This window comes from Okeania sp. SIO2C9, assembly GCF_010672455.1.
Taxonomy (GTDB): domain Bacteria; phylum Cyanobacteriota; class Cyanobacteriia; order Cyanobacteriales; family Microcoleaceae; genus Okeania.
In genome coordinates this window covers 131,427-147,180 of sequence record NZ_JAAHGO010000005.1, presented here as the reverse complement: position 1 = coordinate 147,180, position 15,754 = coordinate 131,427, and the positions used below count along the sequence as shown (strand labels likewise).

The 15,754-nt window shown below is 38.6% G+C and carries 6 protein-coding genes; all 6 read right to left on the bottom strand.

Going from position 1 to position 15,754, the window contains the following annotated elements; translation table 11 throughout:
- Positions 1-15 precede the first annotated feature (15 nt).
- Complete coding sequence (locus F6K23_RS05910) at positions 16-372, bottom strand: four helix bundle protein (RefSeq protein WP_293151926.1); 357 nt, start codon at positions 370-372, stop codon at positions 16-18.
- A gap of 68 nt (positions 373-440) precedes the next feature.
- Positions 441-1,664, bottom strand: a complete 1,224-nt coding sequence (locus F6K23_RS05905) for a beta-ketoacyl synthase N-terminal-like domain-containing protein (RefSeq protein WP_293151923.1) — start codon at positions 1,662-1,664, stop codon at positions 441-443.
- Between the two features lie 41 nt (positions 1,665-1,705).
- Positions 1,706-1,945 (bottom strand): acyl carrier protein, encoded by a 240-nt coding sequence (locus tag F6K23_RS05900; RefSeq protein WP_293151920.1) that lies wholly within the window; start codon positions 1,943-1,945, stop codon positions 1,706-1,708.
- Between the two features lie 22 nt (positions 1,946-1,967).
- A complete protein-coding gene (locus F6K23_RS05895; protein WP_293151917.1) occupies positions 1,968-12,176 on the bottom strand; it encodes a type I polyketide synthase in 10,209 nt (3,402 codons plus the stop codon).
- Positions 12,177-12,407: 231 nt separating this feature from the next.
- Positions 12,408-13,667 (bottom strand): transposase, encoded by a 1,260-nt coding sequence (locus tag F6K23_RS05890; RefSeq protein WP_293151914.1) that lies wholly within the window; start codon positions 13,665-13,667, stop codon positions 12,408-12,410.
- A gap of 1,200 nt (positions 13,668-14,867) precedes the next feature.
- On the bottom strand, positions 14,868-15,356 hold the full coding sequence (locus F6K23_RS05885; RefSeq protein ID WP_293151909.1) for a transposase family protein: 489 nt from the start codon (positions 15,354-15,356) through the stop codon (positions 14,868-14,870).
- Between the last annotated feature and the right edge of the window lie 398 nt (positions 15,357-15,754).

Here is a 15,754-nt window from a genome sequence, read left to right as displayed (position 1 = left end):
ATTAAGAATTTAGAATTAGTTTTGAGCTTTAGTATTTTTGATAATTGCGTGAAGAATAGAAATTAATTCATTCGATTCATTTAATAAAGGCAGTAATCTTTGTTCTAGTTTTTTTTCTGTCGCAATTAATATTTTTAACCAATAATTTGTTTCTCTTGCTTCTTTAAGAGAAGTACTCATTTTATGAATAAAATCAGGTTTACTTTCTGCATTTTGTGCTTCCTCAACATTAGCTCCAATGCTAGTTCCAGAACGTATTAATTGTTTGCTTAAATCATATCCTGTCCCACCATTTTCTCTTAAAATTTTACAAAGATTAACTATTCTTATACTAAAATTCAGAGTCCTTTCTTGTATATCTTTTTTAGCCATTTTTATTTAAAAAATTCTTAATTCTTTATTTGAGATTCTTAAAAATTTATTTCTAAATTCTTAATTCTTCATTCTAAATTAATTAATAAAGCTGTATTAATTCCCCCAAAACCAAAGCTGTTGCTAATAGCATATTTGATCTCAGCTTGAATTGAAGTTTCTTTCACCCAATTTAGACTTGTATCAATGGGATTAACTAAATTTTTGGTTGGATGACAAAAACCAAATTTCATTTGTAATATGGTGGCGATCGCTTCCACTACACCAGCAGCAGTTAGACAGTGACCAATTAAAGATTTTGTTGAATTGAGTAGGCAATGGTTAAGTCCCGCAGATTTTAAAGCTGCCACTTCTGTTTTGTCACCAAGGGGGGAACCAGTACCATGGGTATTCACATAATCAATACTCTCTGCCTGAAGGCCTGCCATGGCTAAAGCAGTATTTATAGCTCGTTCTTCCCCTTTTTGGGAAGGTTCGGGACTACGGTTTCCATCTAAAGCCAATCCCCAACCTTTGAGTTGGCCATAGGATTGAGCGCCCCGTTGTTGAGCGTGGTCACTTCTCTCTAAAATTACTGCTCCACAACCTTCTCCATAAATAAACCCATCATGGTCTTGGTCAAATGGTCTACAAGCGAGGTCTGGGCGATCGGCAAAACGTTCGCTCCCCATTGCGCCTAAATTCATCAGTGCTTGGAATTCATATCCTGATAGATCGGATAAAGTTCCCAGGGCAATACAAATATCACTGTTCCCCATTAAAATTTGACGGGCAGCATGAATTATAGCAACTGCTCCACTGGCAGAAGCTCCACCTACACTATAGCCCTCACCTTGAATATGAAAACATTGGGAAATGATGCCCAATATATCCGTATCCCAAAATGTCAGCCCATAAGTTGGTCGTATAAACTCCTGGCGTGACTGATAACGTTGCCAGGTTTGCTGCTGGTAACGTTGTTGTAAATTTGAACCACCTACGACTAATCCTACTCGTTCTGGGTTAACTTTGCTGGAGCTTAGTTGGGCATCTTGCCAGGCCTCAGCAACAGCTACTATTGCGACTTGGGCGCTCTTAGTAGCTGTGCGTAACAATCCACTATACTCAGGGAATAGGGTTTTGGTGTCAATATCGGGAAGTTCGGCACCAATAAATGGTTTGATGCTTTCACGTCCAGGATCTTTTAGATAAGCAAATTGAGTTTCTCCTGATAACAGAGCTTCTTTAAAAGTAGGAACTCCTTGAGCAATGGAAGTAAAAATGCCCATACCTGTTATCTCTATATTACTCATTGATCAGCCCTCTTGTTTAATTAATTCCCATAATTCACCGCTTATAATTTGCTTGCAAATATATCGACCAATTCTCCTATATTTTTGGCTCCAGCTAATTCAATGCGTGGAACATTTAAGGATAAGTCTTCCATGACCATCATTATAATTTCTGCTCTATTTACTGAATCAATGCCTAAATTTTTTAGACTATCAGTTGGTGATATAGGTACTCTTTCTAATTCGGGTGCTATTTCATAAGTATGTTTCTTGATAATATTAAATATTTGTTCTTTATTCATAACATTCTCCTAAAAAATTATACTATATTTTGACTTGATTTTTGATTTTTTGAATCATTTGATTTCCTTCTTGGACTGTTAATTCTCCATTAGCTACTTTCTTCAATATTGAGCGTAATTTTTGTTTCATTTCCTCTTGTGAATCTCCAGACACATAGTCTTTTTGAATAGATTCTTTATCCTCTATAGATTTGTTCTCTTTTGGTAATTGGCTTCCTCCTGTAGAATAAATTTCCTGGGTAATATATTTTGCTAACTCTAACAAGGTAGGGTAATCGTATAGTTTAGTAGCTTTGATATTTAAATTGTAAGTTTTATTGATTTCAGTTATCCATTCTACACCAACAATAGAATCTAAACCTAAATCAACAAACTTCTTGTGTTCTTCAATTTCACTAATATCCACATACAAAGCTTCCGCTAATTGTTGTTTCAAAGTTTCTTTGACTTGTGAGAAATTGTTCTGGGAGTCAGTTAATTTTAGAGATTGGTTGCTGATAGTTGTTCCAGTTTGAGCAGATGGCGATCGCTCCACATCAATATTTTTCTCCTGAGTTGATAGGATTTGGGCGATATATTTTGCTAAATCTGATAGGGTAGGATAATCGTATAACTTAGTAGCTTTGATCTTTAGATTGTAGATTTTATTGATATTAGTTATCCATTCTACACCAACAATAGAATCTAAACCTAAATCAACAAATTTCTTGTGTTCTTCGATTTCACTAATATCCGCATACAGAGCTTCTGCCAGACTTTCTTTAAGAGTTTCTCTAATTTGAGCAACATCTTTTTTATCAAGACTATCGAATTGGGTTATATTTTCAGATTCAATATTTTGCTGAGTAGCTTGAACTGGTTTTACTTGAACTGTCAACTGAGCCAATTTTATTTTGGGTGGAAGCTCTGTAACTGATGTAGTTTTGGGGAAAGATAGTGATTCTGGTTCTGATAATTTTAGTTTGGGTTGCTGTAATATTAGGTCTTTGTTCGTTTGTATTTCCTCTTGCTGGATATTTACTCCATCTGGTTGTACTTTCTCTAATTCAGATGTTATGCTCTTTTTGTTTTGACTTTTACGCTGTTGAATATCTGTTATCCAATACCTTTTTCTTTGCCAAGGATATGTTGGTAACGCTACCTTCTTACGGAAATAATCCCGTTCAAATCCTAACCAATCAATTTTTATTGCCCGTATATATAATTCCCCTAAACTTTGCAGCATTTGTAACCAGTCTGGTTTGCCCGAACGTAAACTTGACAACCATAGTTTTTTTGCTCCCATGAGACACTCACGACCCATACCTAATAATATTGGTTTTGGTCCAATTTCCAAGAAGATTTCAGCACCTTGTTTGTGCAAGGTTTCCATTCCTTGGGCAAAACGCACTGGTTGACGCACATGATTTACCCAATATTGAGCCGAAGCAATACTATCGTCTGCTATTGTTCCTGTGACATTGGATATTACTGGTATTTTTGGTTGATTATAGGTTATTTGATTAGCTACTGCTTCAAACTCTGCCAACATTGGTTCCATTAATTGTGAATGGAAGGCATGGGATACTTCTAGTTGTTTAATTTTGATTCCCTTAGCTTCTAGTTGATTGACTATTGCCTTGATGGCCATGGATGATCCTGAGATGACTGTACTTTCTGGTCCATTGATTGCTGCTATTGCTACTTCACTTTCAGAGCTGATGTACTGACTCACTACTGATTCTGATGCCATTACTGATACCATCTCTCCACCAGACGGTAATTTTTGCATCAATCTTCCTCTGGATGCTATTAGTTTGAGACCCTCTTCTAAACTCCATACCCCTGCTACTGTTGCTGCCACTATTTCTCCCACGCTGTGACCCATGACTATACTAGGTTTAATTCCCCAAGATTCCCATAATTTGAATAAGGCATATTCTATTGCAAACAGAGCTGGTTGAGTATAACCCGTTTGGTTGAGTAGAGATGCTTTAGAATCATTGTTATCCTGATACAGGATATTTAACAGAGACTCTTCTAGTTCACTGCTGAGAATTTCATCACATTGGTTCATCACAGCTCGGAATACTGGTGCTGTTTCATATAACTGCCTGCTCATGTTCACATATTGGGAACCTTGACCTGTGAATAAAAAGGCTATTTTCGGTGTGTTGCTGTTATCTGTTACTTCTCCTGAGTAGATCCCAGCTACTGACTCTCCTTGTGTGTACTTTTGCAGTTTTTCTACTAATTCTTGTCGGTTTGAGGAAATAATTGCTAATCTACAATCGAACTTAGCTCTTGATGTATTTGCTGTATAACAAATATCAGCTAGCTTCCTTTCATTGTTTGGTGCTTGTAGATAATTTTGATAACTCTTGACTAAATCACTCAAAGCCTTTTCTGTTTTCCCTGACAGAGTTAATATCTGAACTGAACGTTCTATCTTCTCTTCACCTCCACTCATAAATGCAGAGTCTCGATGAGATTGATTCTGTCCCTCAATGGGAGTTTCTTCTAAAACTATATGAGCATTAGTTCCACTAAAACCAAAGGAACTCACTCCTGCTACACGAGCTTGACCATTATTGGGCCAAGACCTCATCTGAGTTGAAACTTCTACAGGTAATTGCTCCCAACTTATATAAGGGTTCGGTTGATGAAAATGTAATGATGGTACTATCTGTTGATGTTGCAATTGTAATACTACTTTCATTAAACCTGCAATCCCTGCTGCTCCTTCCAAATGACCAATATTGCTCTTGACTGAACCCATAATTACAGGTTTCTCTTGAGTGTGAGTCTTTTTAAACACTTCTCCTACTGATCCTACTTCAATGGGGTCTCCCAAAGATGTACCTGTACCATGAGCTTCTATATAACTAATACTAGCTGGAGCTACCCCACTATTTTCCAAGGCTTGACGAATCACTGCTTGCTGAGATGGACCATTAGGTACAGTCAATCCTCCACTCGCTCCATCTTGGTTGATGGCAGATCCCCGAATCACTGCCAGGATATTATCCCCATGAGCTACAGCATCAGAGAGTCGTTTCAAGATAATAACTCCACATCCTTCAGAGCGAACATAACCATTGGCTTCTGCATCAAAAGTCTTACATCGCCCATCAGGAGATAACATTTTCGCATGAGAAAATACAATACTATTGTCAGGAGATAACAAAAAATTCACACCACCGGCCAAAGCCAGCTCTGATTCTCGGTTTCTTAGACTTTGACAAGCTAAATGTACAGATACCAAGGAAGAAGAGCAAGCCGTATCTACAGATAAAGATGGTCCTGTTAACCCTAATATGTATGATAAACGTCCGGCTGCTGCACTGAGAGCGCTACCTGTACCCCAATAAGCTTCTGGCGTACCAAAGTTTGCTAGTTGTTGTGAGTAATCACTAGTGCAGATGCCAATAAATACTCCTGTCTGAGTCTTGAAAAGTTCTTCTGGTAATAGATTAGCTCTTTCTATTGCTTCCCAACTTACTTCGAGTAATAACCTCTGTTGTGGGTCTAAACTTTGAGCTTCTCGGCGAGAAATGCCAAAAAATGGAGCATCAAACCGATCTACCTGTGAGAGGAAACCACCATAGCGGGTGATAATTTTGCCGGGAGTATCAGGGTTGGGGTCATAGTATTCGTCAATTTTCCATCTCTCTTGGGGTACTTCAGATATGGCATCTATTCCTTGGTTTAGTATTTCCCAGAATGCTTCAGGAGAATTGGCCCCTCCAGGGAAGCGACAACTCATTCCAATGATGGCTATTGGTTCTGTTTCTGACTGTAAAGCTTCTATAGACACTCCTTCAAAACTAGACAAGTTATTATCTACTTGGGGGCTATCTGTTATGGAAAACTCAATAGGAATTACATCAGCTAAATACTCTACCAATGCCTCAAGGGTAGGATAATCAAATAACAATGTAGAACTTAAACTTGTCTGTAAACTTGACTCTAACCTATTTTTCAACTCCACTGCCATCAGAGAATCTAATCCTAAATCAAACAATGGTTGACGCCTTTCCAACTTTTGTCCATCTGTGAGTCCTAAAGTTTGGGCTACCATCGACTGAATGTGAGTTGTGAATAACTCCATTCTATCCCTTACCGCTATAGCTTCTAATTTTTCTAACAACCCTGATTTTTGAGGCAGTGATGGTTGAGTTGAAATTAACTCTGACAACAATGGCATTTTTTCCACACCAGGTACTTGTGTCAAAAACTGTGACCAATTCACTGGAAACACTCCTACTTGGCTTTGAGACCCTGATAACAAGTTCTCCAATGCCACCATCCCTTCTTCTGGTTGAATTTTCCTGATTCCAATACTTTCTGAGCGATTCTGATGCTGAGTCTCTAAACTAGCCGCCATACCCCCAAATGCCCATGGTCCCCAGTTGATACTCAATCCTGGTAAACCCTGACCTCGGCGATAGTGGGCGAACGCATCCATAAAAGCATTGGCAGCAGCATAATTTCCTTGACCTGAATTCCCCAACATCGAAGTTATGGACGAAAAACAGACAAAGAAATCTAATTCTAAATCTTTGGTCATCTGATGCAAATTCCAAGTTCCTGCTACCTTGGGAGCCATGACTTTTGCCAGATGCTGTGTACTCATGTTTTGCACTAACTTATCATCCAATACTCCTGCTGCATGAATTACCCCTTTGAGTGGTAATAATTTCTGCATTTTCTGGAAAATTTCGGCTACATCTTTCTCCACAGAAATATCCCCTAATAACACACTGATTGAGGTTCCGGTTGCTTCTAACTTACTTAGAACTTTTTGTGCTGTTTGATTAGGAGAGCGACGCCCTGTTAATACTATTTGTTTGGCTCCCTGTTTGACCATCCACTGGGCAACTTCTAATCCTAATGCTCCTAAGCCTCCTGTGATTAAATAACTTGCTTGGGGTTGGATTGATATTTGATTCTTTTTCACCTCTGGCATGGAAACTACTACTTTCCCTATATGCTGTGCTTGCTGCATATAACTAAAGGCGGATGTTACTTCTTTACTGGAGAAGACTTTATAAGGTAATGCTTTGAGTTTACCTTTGTTCCATTGCGGAGTTAATTCTTTTGATAGTTGACTGATGATATCTGGTTGTTGTTGAACTACTTCTCCTAAGTCAAAGGGAAAATATTTCACATCTGCTCGTTTTTCTGTGACTTGTTCAGTTGACCAAATCCCTATTTTGCCAATTTCGACAAATCTCCCTCCTGTTGCTAAGACTTCTATGCTTTTGTCTATATACTCTCCGTTGAGACTATTGAGTACTACATCTACTCCTTTTCCTTCTGTATCTGTCATGATTTGGACTGCCCAATCCAGTGTGCGGGAGTTGTATATGTGCTTGATGCCTAGTGAGCGTAGAAATTCCCATTTCCCTGGTGAGGCTGTGGCATATATTTCTGCTCCTACTCCTTGGGCTATTTGTACTGCTGCTTGCCCTACTCCTCCTGCTGCCGCATGGATAAGAATTTTCTCTCCTGGTTGGATTTGGGCTAGCTGTTTTAATCCATAATTGGCTGTTAGGAATGTCAAGGGCAGGGTTGCTGCTTCACTGAAGCTCATTTGTTGGGGTTTAGGCATCACATACTCAGCTTTGAGTGTGACAAAACTGCTGAATCCATCCTGTATCATTGTGGCTATCACTTCGTCTCCTATTTGCCACTGTGATACTTTTTCTCCGACTGCAACGATTGTTCCTGCACATTCAAACCCAAAGGTAAGTTGCTCGGTACTGCTGATTCCTAATTTTTCTCTGTAGTATTCTTGGAGTAATCCCAGGGCGTTGAGTACGTCTCGGAGGTTTAATCCTACTGTAGCGACTTGGATTTCTACTTCGTTGGCTGATGGGCAACGTCGCTCCATTGGTTGCCAGTTGAGGTTGTCTATGATTCCATATTTTGATAGTTTTAATTGGATCGGTTGATTTTCTTGTTGACTATGTTGTTGATTTTGGGGTACGAGTCTGGCTACATAACGGACTCCATTGCGAATTGCTATTTGGTATTCTTTATTTTGTGACTGGATTTCTGCTACTACTGCTGTAAGTGTTTTTGTCTTTTGTGATTGTTGGCTGTCATAGTCTATGCGTTGACATTTGAGTTCTGGGTGTTCTAGACTTATGACTTGCCCTAATCCCCACAGACTACCTGATTCGGGGTTAGTCAGCTCTGTTTCTGAATGTACACTTTGGCTATCAGATGTGATTATACATAGTTTTGGTCTTGTTTCAGGTTTGGTTTTGATGATGGCTTGCACTAGATGCAGCAAGCTACTACAGGTTTGTTCTGGATTTGTTTGTAGACCTACTTGTTGATTAGCTGGCGACTGGTTGTACCATTGATGATGTATGATACCTGTGATTGATGGGTGGTTTTGTAGTAGTTGAATATATTCTTCTGGGTGCTGAGGGTTGATTTGATAGTGTTTGGGTGTTAGTTGTTGATATGTTGTTCCTGGTGTGACTCTGATCGAGTCTATACCTTGTTCTTCTAGTACTTGTACAATTTGAGTTTCTGTTGTGAATACTAACCATTTGTTGATTTGGCTGGTTGGCGGGTTGCCCTGTTGTAACGGCTGGGGTTGCCAATCAATTTGATAATACCAATGGCTGATGTCTGGTGATAGGCTTTTTAATAGGGCTGATGCTGTTGTTGCTCTTAGTTTTAATCCGTTAATTTCGGCGAGGATTTTTCCTTGGTTGTCTACGAGGAAGACATTTGCTGTCAGAGGGGTGGTTGTGATTTCTGCTACTGCCCAAACTCTAGTGGGAATGGCATGATACAATTGGTATTTGCTGATGCCTATTGGTAGATATGTTTGCTCTGTTTTTTGGGTATTGCTGACGGTATAAGCTATGATTTGTAAAGCTGCATCTAATAAGGCTGGATGTAGGTTGTATTCTGTAATTTGAGTTAATTCGGCTGGTAAGCATATTTGTGCTATGGCTTGACCTGGTCCCTGCCATAGTTCTTTGACACCTTGGAAACTACTTCCATATTTGATGCCAATTTTCTGAAATTGTTGATAATGTGCTGAAATGTCTATGGCTTGAGTACAGGCTTTCTTGTATTTTTCTAGGTCAAGTTTGCTGATAGGCGACGGCGAATTGGTATGAATTTTCCCTTCTGTGTGCAATATCCATTGGGGGACTGGTTGATTTTCTAATTCTTGTGTGCTATAGACCTGGAATTTATAGTGGTTATTTTCTAGGGGTGTGAGTATTGTTTGTATGGTTTGGATTTGGCCTGTTGGTAGGATTAATCCTTGAGCTATACTCAACTCTGATATAGCTATTTCCTCTGCCTTAAGTATGGCTCTGGCTGCTGAGTATGCTATTTCTAGGTAGCCTGTCGCTGGGAATAGAACTTTTTCAAATACTTGGTGGTCACTGAGGTAGGTTGGTGAGTCTGCTTTTAGGTATGATTGAAATATTTGTTGAGTACTTGCATTTTGTATTTTGTGGCCTAATAATGGATGGATTTGTTTTTGTCCGTGGCGTTGGTTGGGCTGTTGATTTGTCTCTATCCAATACCTTTGTCCCTGGAATGGATATGTAGGTAGGGATACTTTCTGACGAGTATAATCAGAGTCTAATCCTAACCAGTCTATTTTGGCTCCCTGTACATATAATTTTCCTAAGCTTAATAGCATTTGTTGCCATTCTTCTACTCCTGGACGCAATGATGTCAACCATACTCCCACATCTTCTGGCAAACATTGACGACCCATACCTAATAATATTGGCTTGGGTCCAATTTCTAGAAATAGTTCATACCCTTCCTCGTCTAGAGTTTTCATACTCTGGGCAAATCTTACTGGTTGTCGCACATGACGAACCCAATATTCAGGAGTAGTAATTTCTGCACCCACCTGTTTACCAGTGACATTTGATATTAGTGGTATTTTAGGTTGACTATAGGTTACTTGTTTGGCTACTGTTTCAAACTTTGCCAACATTGGTTCCATCAAAGGAGAATGGAAAGCATGGGATACCTGTAGCTGCTTAGTCTTGACTCCTTCCGATTCTAATTTACTACAAATACTTGCTATGGCTTCACTCTCACCAGAAATCACGATACTTTCAGGTCCATTAATAGCTGCTATTGTCACCCTAGAACTATATTCTCCTATAGCCTCTGTTACCTGAGATTCTGATGCCATTACAGATACCATCTCACCACCGGAGGGTAACTGTTGCATTAACCGTCCCCGCATGGCGATTAATTTCAGACCATCTTCTAAACTGAATACTCCTGCTACTGTTGCTGCTACATATTCTCCAACGCTATGACCCATGGCCACATTTGGCTTAATCCCCCATGATTCCCATAACTTAGCCAAAGCATATTCAAGGGCAAACAGAGCAGGTTGAGTATAAGCTGTTTGGTCTAACAAAGAGATACTTGACTTTTGTGCATTTTGAGGGTAAATGACTTCTAATAGAGGTACTTCTAGATATTCTTTCAGAATTTCATTGCATTGGTCTAGAATTTTCTGAAATGTGGGTTGAGTCTCATATAACTGTCGTCCCATTTCTACATATTGAGACCCCTGTCCTGTGAACAGAAAAGCAATCTCCTTCTCCTGACTTTCTGCTTTTCCTCTTACCACTCCGTTTGTCTCATTATCCTGGAGAAAATCTGCTAATTTTTCCTGTAATTCCTCCTTAGATTTAGCTACTAAGGCCAGTCTTTCTGCAAAATCTGTACGTCCTGTATTGGCACTGAAGCAGATATTTTGTAGCGATGATTCAATTTCTGATTGTAAATAAGTCTCATATTTTGTTGCTAGTTCCCTTAGTGCTTTCTCTGTCTGCCCTGAGATGGTTAAAATCTGTTGCGGACGCTCTGGAATATCACTTTTGACTTTTAAATTTTGAGTTTTGATTTCTTTTTGGGGTTCTTCTAATACAATATGAGCATTAACTCCCCCGATACCAAAAGAACTTAAACCTGCACGTCTAGGAATAACTTCACCTGATTCATTTTTTAATCGTTTCCATTCTTGAGTTTCCTCTATGAAATAGAAAGGACTATCTTTAATATTAATGCGTGGATTTAATTCCTTGAAGTTGACAATTTTGGGCAGCTTTTTGTACTTCATTGCTAATAAGACTTTGATTAATCCAGCAATTCCTGCTGCTCCTTCCAAATGCCCTATATTACTTTTTACTGCTCCTATACCACAGTAGGGTTTTTCAGTTTTCTCTACTCCATACTGGTGATAAAGTTGTCTGTAGGCTCTTTTCAAAGCATTAATTTCTATTGGGTCTCCCAATGGTGTGCCCGTTCCATGAGATTCTATATAAGATACTGTATTCGGAGAAATATTGGCCTTCGTATAAGCTGATCGAATTACTTGAGCTTGGGCGTAGACATTGGGAGATGTTATAGTTCTCGCTTTACCTCCATGATTAATTGCACTTCCTTGAATTACACCATAAATGCGGTCGCCATCTTTTATTGCTTTTGTCAGAGGCTTTAATAAAACTACTCCTGCTCCTTCTCCTCTTACATAACCATCGGCATCACTACTAAATGTTCTACATTGTCCTGTTGGCGACAACATCGCTAGTTGACTCATCTGGATGTATGTTGTTGAGGTGAATAACACGCTGATCCCTCCCACCAAGGCCATTTCACATTCTGATTCTTTGAGGGACTTCAGGGCGTAATGAATAGCTACCAGTGAGCTTGAACAAGCTGTATCTATAGGAATACTTGGACCATGTAGGTTGAAAAATGAAGAGATGCGGTTGGGAATCATACAAGTCCAAGTTCCTGTTCCACTATGACCTTCTACATTGTCTTGATTTTGGTTCATCAATAGAATGGAGTCATAGTTACACGCCCCTATAAAAACACCTATATCTTTTCCTGAAACTTGAGATAGTGAGTAACCTGCATCTTCTATACAAGACCAGCTCAATTCCAACATAATTCTATGTTGTGGGTCTACTTTTCCTGCTTCTCTCGAGGAGATACCAAAGAATTGGGCATCAAACTGGTCTATACCTTCTATTAATCCTGCCCATTTACTAATAGTTTTATTAGGTGATCCCGGATTAGGAGAATAATACTTTTCTACGTCCCATCTTTGGGCAGGTATTTCACTGATACTATTTATGCCTTGTTCCAGATTTTGCCAATACTCGTTGTAGTCCTTAGCTCCGGGAAGTCTACAAGCGATACCTATAATAGCTATGGGAGCACTTTCCATACTTTACTTATTTTGATGAATTTTGATTATTTTTTTTGAATTACCAATTTTATTTCTACAGATATATTGTTCTGTAAGAATTTTTAGGGGATAATTTTATTTGATTTTGTTTTTGTTTCAGAAATACTTGGTTAGCTATAGTTCCACAATCAAGGGACAGGTGAGGATGTACTACCACCCATGATACTTGTGAAGTCTCTCCCGTTAAATCAAAGATTATAACGGGAGCTTCTAAAACAGAGATAATTCAATCCAAGTTTCAGAAGTTTCTTGCTTCACAGGCTGACTAATGCCTAAGCCTCCACAAGCAGACAAGATGATACCCACCTCGTTTAACGCTTTATTTAATATATTAATTGCTGCATTCTCGTCCCTATCCAAAACTGTTTGACATTTAGGGCAAGAATGAGTTCTAACTGATAAAGTTTTAGGTACTTTTTGACCGCAATTACTACAATTTTGTGATGTATTGTGAGGGTTAACTTTTATTATATGAACACCGCGTTTTACCGCCACTGCACTCAATTTTTCAATAAAAGCTCCCCAGGCTACATCATAAATTGATTTTGAGAGTTTAGTGTTTTTAGCTAAACCTCTAATGTTTAGGTCTTCTACAGCAATTAAATCATATTCTTTAACTAATTTATGAGCAGTTTTGTAATGGAAATCTTCTCTTTGTCTAGCAATATGTTGATGTAGTCTAGCTATTTTATTTTGTGCTACCCTCCAATTGTTTGACCCAATTTCTTTTCTAGATACTTTTCTTTGCTTTCTTGCTAGATTAGATTGAGATTTTCTATAGAAATTAGGAACAGAAACAGTTTCACCAGTATTAGTAGTTAAAAATTCTTTTAACCCTACATCAATACCTACAGCAGTTTTGATATTATCTGTAGGAATTAAACTAGGTACTGACTTATCTTCTAAACTCAAACTCACATAATAACCATCAGCTTTTTTGGTTATAGTTGCAGTTTTGATCGTAAAACTATCTGGAATTGGTCTATGAACTATTACAGGAATAGTACCAAACCTCTTAGTAATTATTTGTTTTCCATCAAATTTAATTACTGCTTTGGAATGATTAACTCTACTAAAACACAATGACCTTAACTTTCCTGATTTTTTAAATCTTGGTCGTCCTCCTCGTTTACCAGTTTGATCGGGTATTAGCCAACGCTTCCAAGCTTTATCTAGTCTTTGTAAGTTAATTTGTTGAACTTCCGAATATATTTCCTTGTAGTCGGGGAACAGCTTTTTTGTTTGTTTAAGTGCTGATTGCTGAAAATAATAATCTGGTCTACTAGAAATTTCACCAATAGGACATGAAATTAATGAACAACGGTCAACTTGACATCTAGTTCTATTCAACCAGTCTAGTCTTTGACCTAGAGCATAATTCCAATGTCTTCGCAACAGTTCTAGCCAATAATCAATTTTGACTGACTGTTCAAAAGTGGGCTGAATTTTGTAGCAATGAGTAATTATCATAATTTTATACTACTCTTTAGTGCTATATTTGAACAGCAATTGACACCCTTTTAATTTACAGCTCGGCAATTCCCCTCCCGTTAAATCGAAGATTATAACGGGAGACCCCTTGCCGAATTAAGTTGGAGATTGAAGCGCCATAGAGCCTATATGTTGCTAACATTGAAATCATTGTTTCGCTGGTCTTGAATCTACGATGGGCAAAGTAGTTATGCACTCCGATGATCATGCCCACCATACTTAATGCCCACATTCCTATTAGTAGTCCTATTTCTACATTACTTATCGGATGCCACGATAGTAAGGATATCGCTATTAGTGTGTCTATGGCTATTATGACATTATCTAATAATGTATAGTGTTCATTCTTTATACTTTTTATATAGTCATTTGATCTGGTTTTTGACTTTTGATCTTTAGCTACCTGAACAGATTTTTTTGTTACGTCTATTTGAGTTGACATCAAACTTTTTCCTTTGTAGTTTTTTTGATCCAAAATCACCTGTTTGGTACTCACACCTCTAGGCCACTATTTTATATTTATTTATAAGTCTAGGAATTTTATGTACGGTTGTTAATCACAATTAGATTCTATCATCAATTTTTTGAAATTCAAACCTTCTGATCGTAAATTTAGGCTTTGTTGGACAAAAGACAAAAATAATCTAAAAGTAACCGAGCATGGCACCAAAAATCTGTACCAGTAGACATCAGTAAGTCCTAATCCTAATCTAACAGGACTTATGCAAATTAACCTTGAAAACGCCATATGTAGGGGCGCTATTCGGAGCTTTGCGGAACGCAAATGGTATTTGCCCTCACTTGATTTAGTTTCCGTGCGTAAGTCCTGTCTGAGTCTAAGGTAGTTAATCAAAATGTTAGGGCGTGTCATCAATTAAGGAGGTTGACAAAATGGGTATTGTATGTTCTAGGCCGATGGTGATCGCTATGCCAATAAAATGACTGAGGCTACCGGTAGGAATTCCTCCCAGAAAGTTTACCGAAGAATTAATAATTAAATACAGGACTTACGCAACGACACTATATATAGAGTCTACTAATTTAGGCGATTGGTGACGCAAAACTCCGAATGGCGCTTGAATTTTGCAAGGGATCACTTCAAGATTTTTGCTATTAGACTTGTCGCTAAATAAAACCCTGAAAGTGGCAAAACAAAATTCTGGTTTGACCCCCATCCAACTATGCTGCCATTAGGTAGAAATTCCAGAGTCCTACAGCAGTTAACATCAAGCGATCGTCTAAACCTTTAATGTGATTTCTGTACAATGCTTTCGCTGCATTGTATCTCTTGAAACCTAATATATTGTGCTCGCATTTGACGCGGACACTACTTTTTTCTCTATTTAGTTGTTTCTCTTGCTCTGTCAATTCTTTTCCTTTCGGCTTTTCGGTGGGAATTTTTATGTTGACAAATTCCTTCTGTAATCCTTGAAATCCTAAATCTACATGAATTGTCACTTCATCCGGGACAAAATTTGCCAATTTCTCGCGCGTCCAACTGTCGTTGCTCATCAACCTTACCCTCTTGTCATGAGCGATAGCACTAGGACTGGTCGCTCCCGATCTGTGAGGATGAGATGTTGACTCGTATGGCGCTTTTTTTTCCTGAGTAATGATCTTTCTGTTTCTGTTGGTCTTGAGGACGTTGGATGGGTCGCTCTGTCCCATCAATCATTACTTCTTTGACAGATGGAAACCTAGTTATGAACTCCTCTATACTCTCGTTCTTTACGTTCTGGCCAGGCCATTTTTCTACCCAATGCCTTCTCCAGCAATAGTTGTAGTCGAGCACACCGTTGGATGTGCTCGACTACGGTGCAGATCAAATAATAATCAGGCCACATCAAAGGTATGGTAAGATTTAAAGTAGAACAATATGAAAAATAGCTTGTCTTTAGAGGCGTTGCTGATTCTGGGTATGATGCAAGCCCCCCTAGCCCCCCAAAATTGGGGGGAATAAAACTCTAAAAGTCCCCGAATTTTGGGGGATTTAGGGGACTTGAGCAGAACCAAACAATTGCCCATTCATACTTCAATTCAGCAACGCCGTCTTTAGACTCTAACAA

Coding starts and splice junctions, on each gene's coding strand:
- F6K23_RS05900 (WP_293151920.1), bottom strand. CDS start 1,945: ATGAATAAAGAACAAATATTTAATATTATCAAGAAACATACTTATGAA.
- F6K23_RS05895 (WP_293151917.1), bottom strand. CDS start 12,176: ATGGAAAGTGCTCCCATAGCTATTATAGGTATCGCTTGTAGACTTCCC.
- F6K23_RS05910 (WP_293151926.1), bottom strand. CDS start 372: ATGGCTAAAAAAGATATACAAGAAAGGACTCTGAATTTTAGTATAAGA.
- F6K23_RS05905 (WP_293151923.1), bottom strand. CDS start 1,664: ATGAGTAATATAGAGATAACAGGTATGGGCATTTTTACTTCCATTGCT.
- F6K23_RS05885 (WP_293151909.1), bottom strand. CDS start 15,356: ATGGGACAGAGCGACCCATCCAACGTCCTCAAGACCAACAGAAACAGA.
- F6K23_RS05890 (WP_293151914.1), bottom strand. CDS start 13,667: ATGATAATTACTCATTGCTACAAAATTCAGCCCACTTTTGAACAGTCA.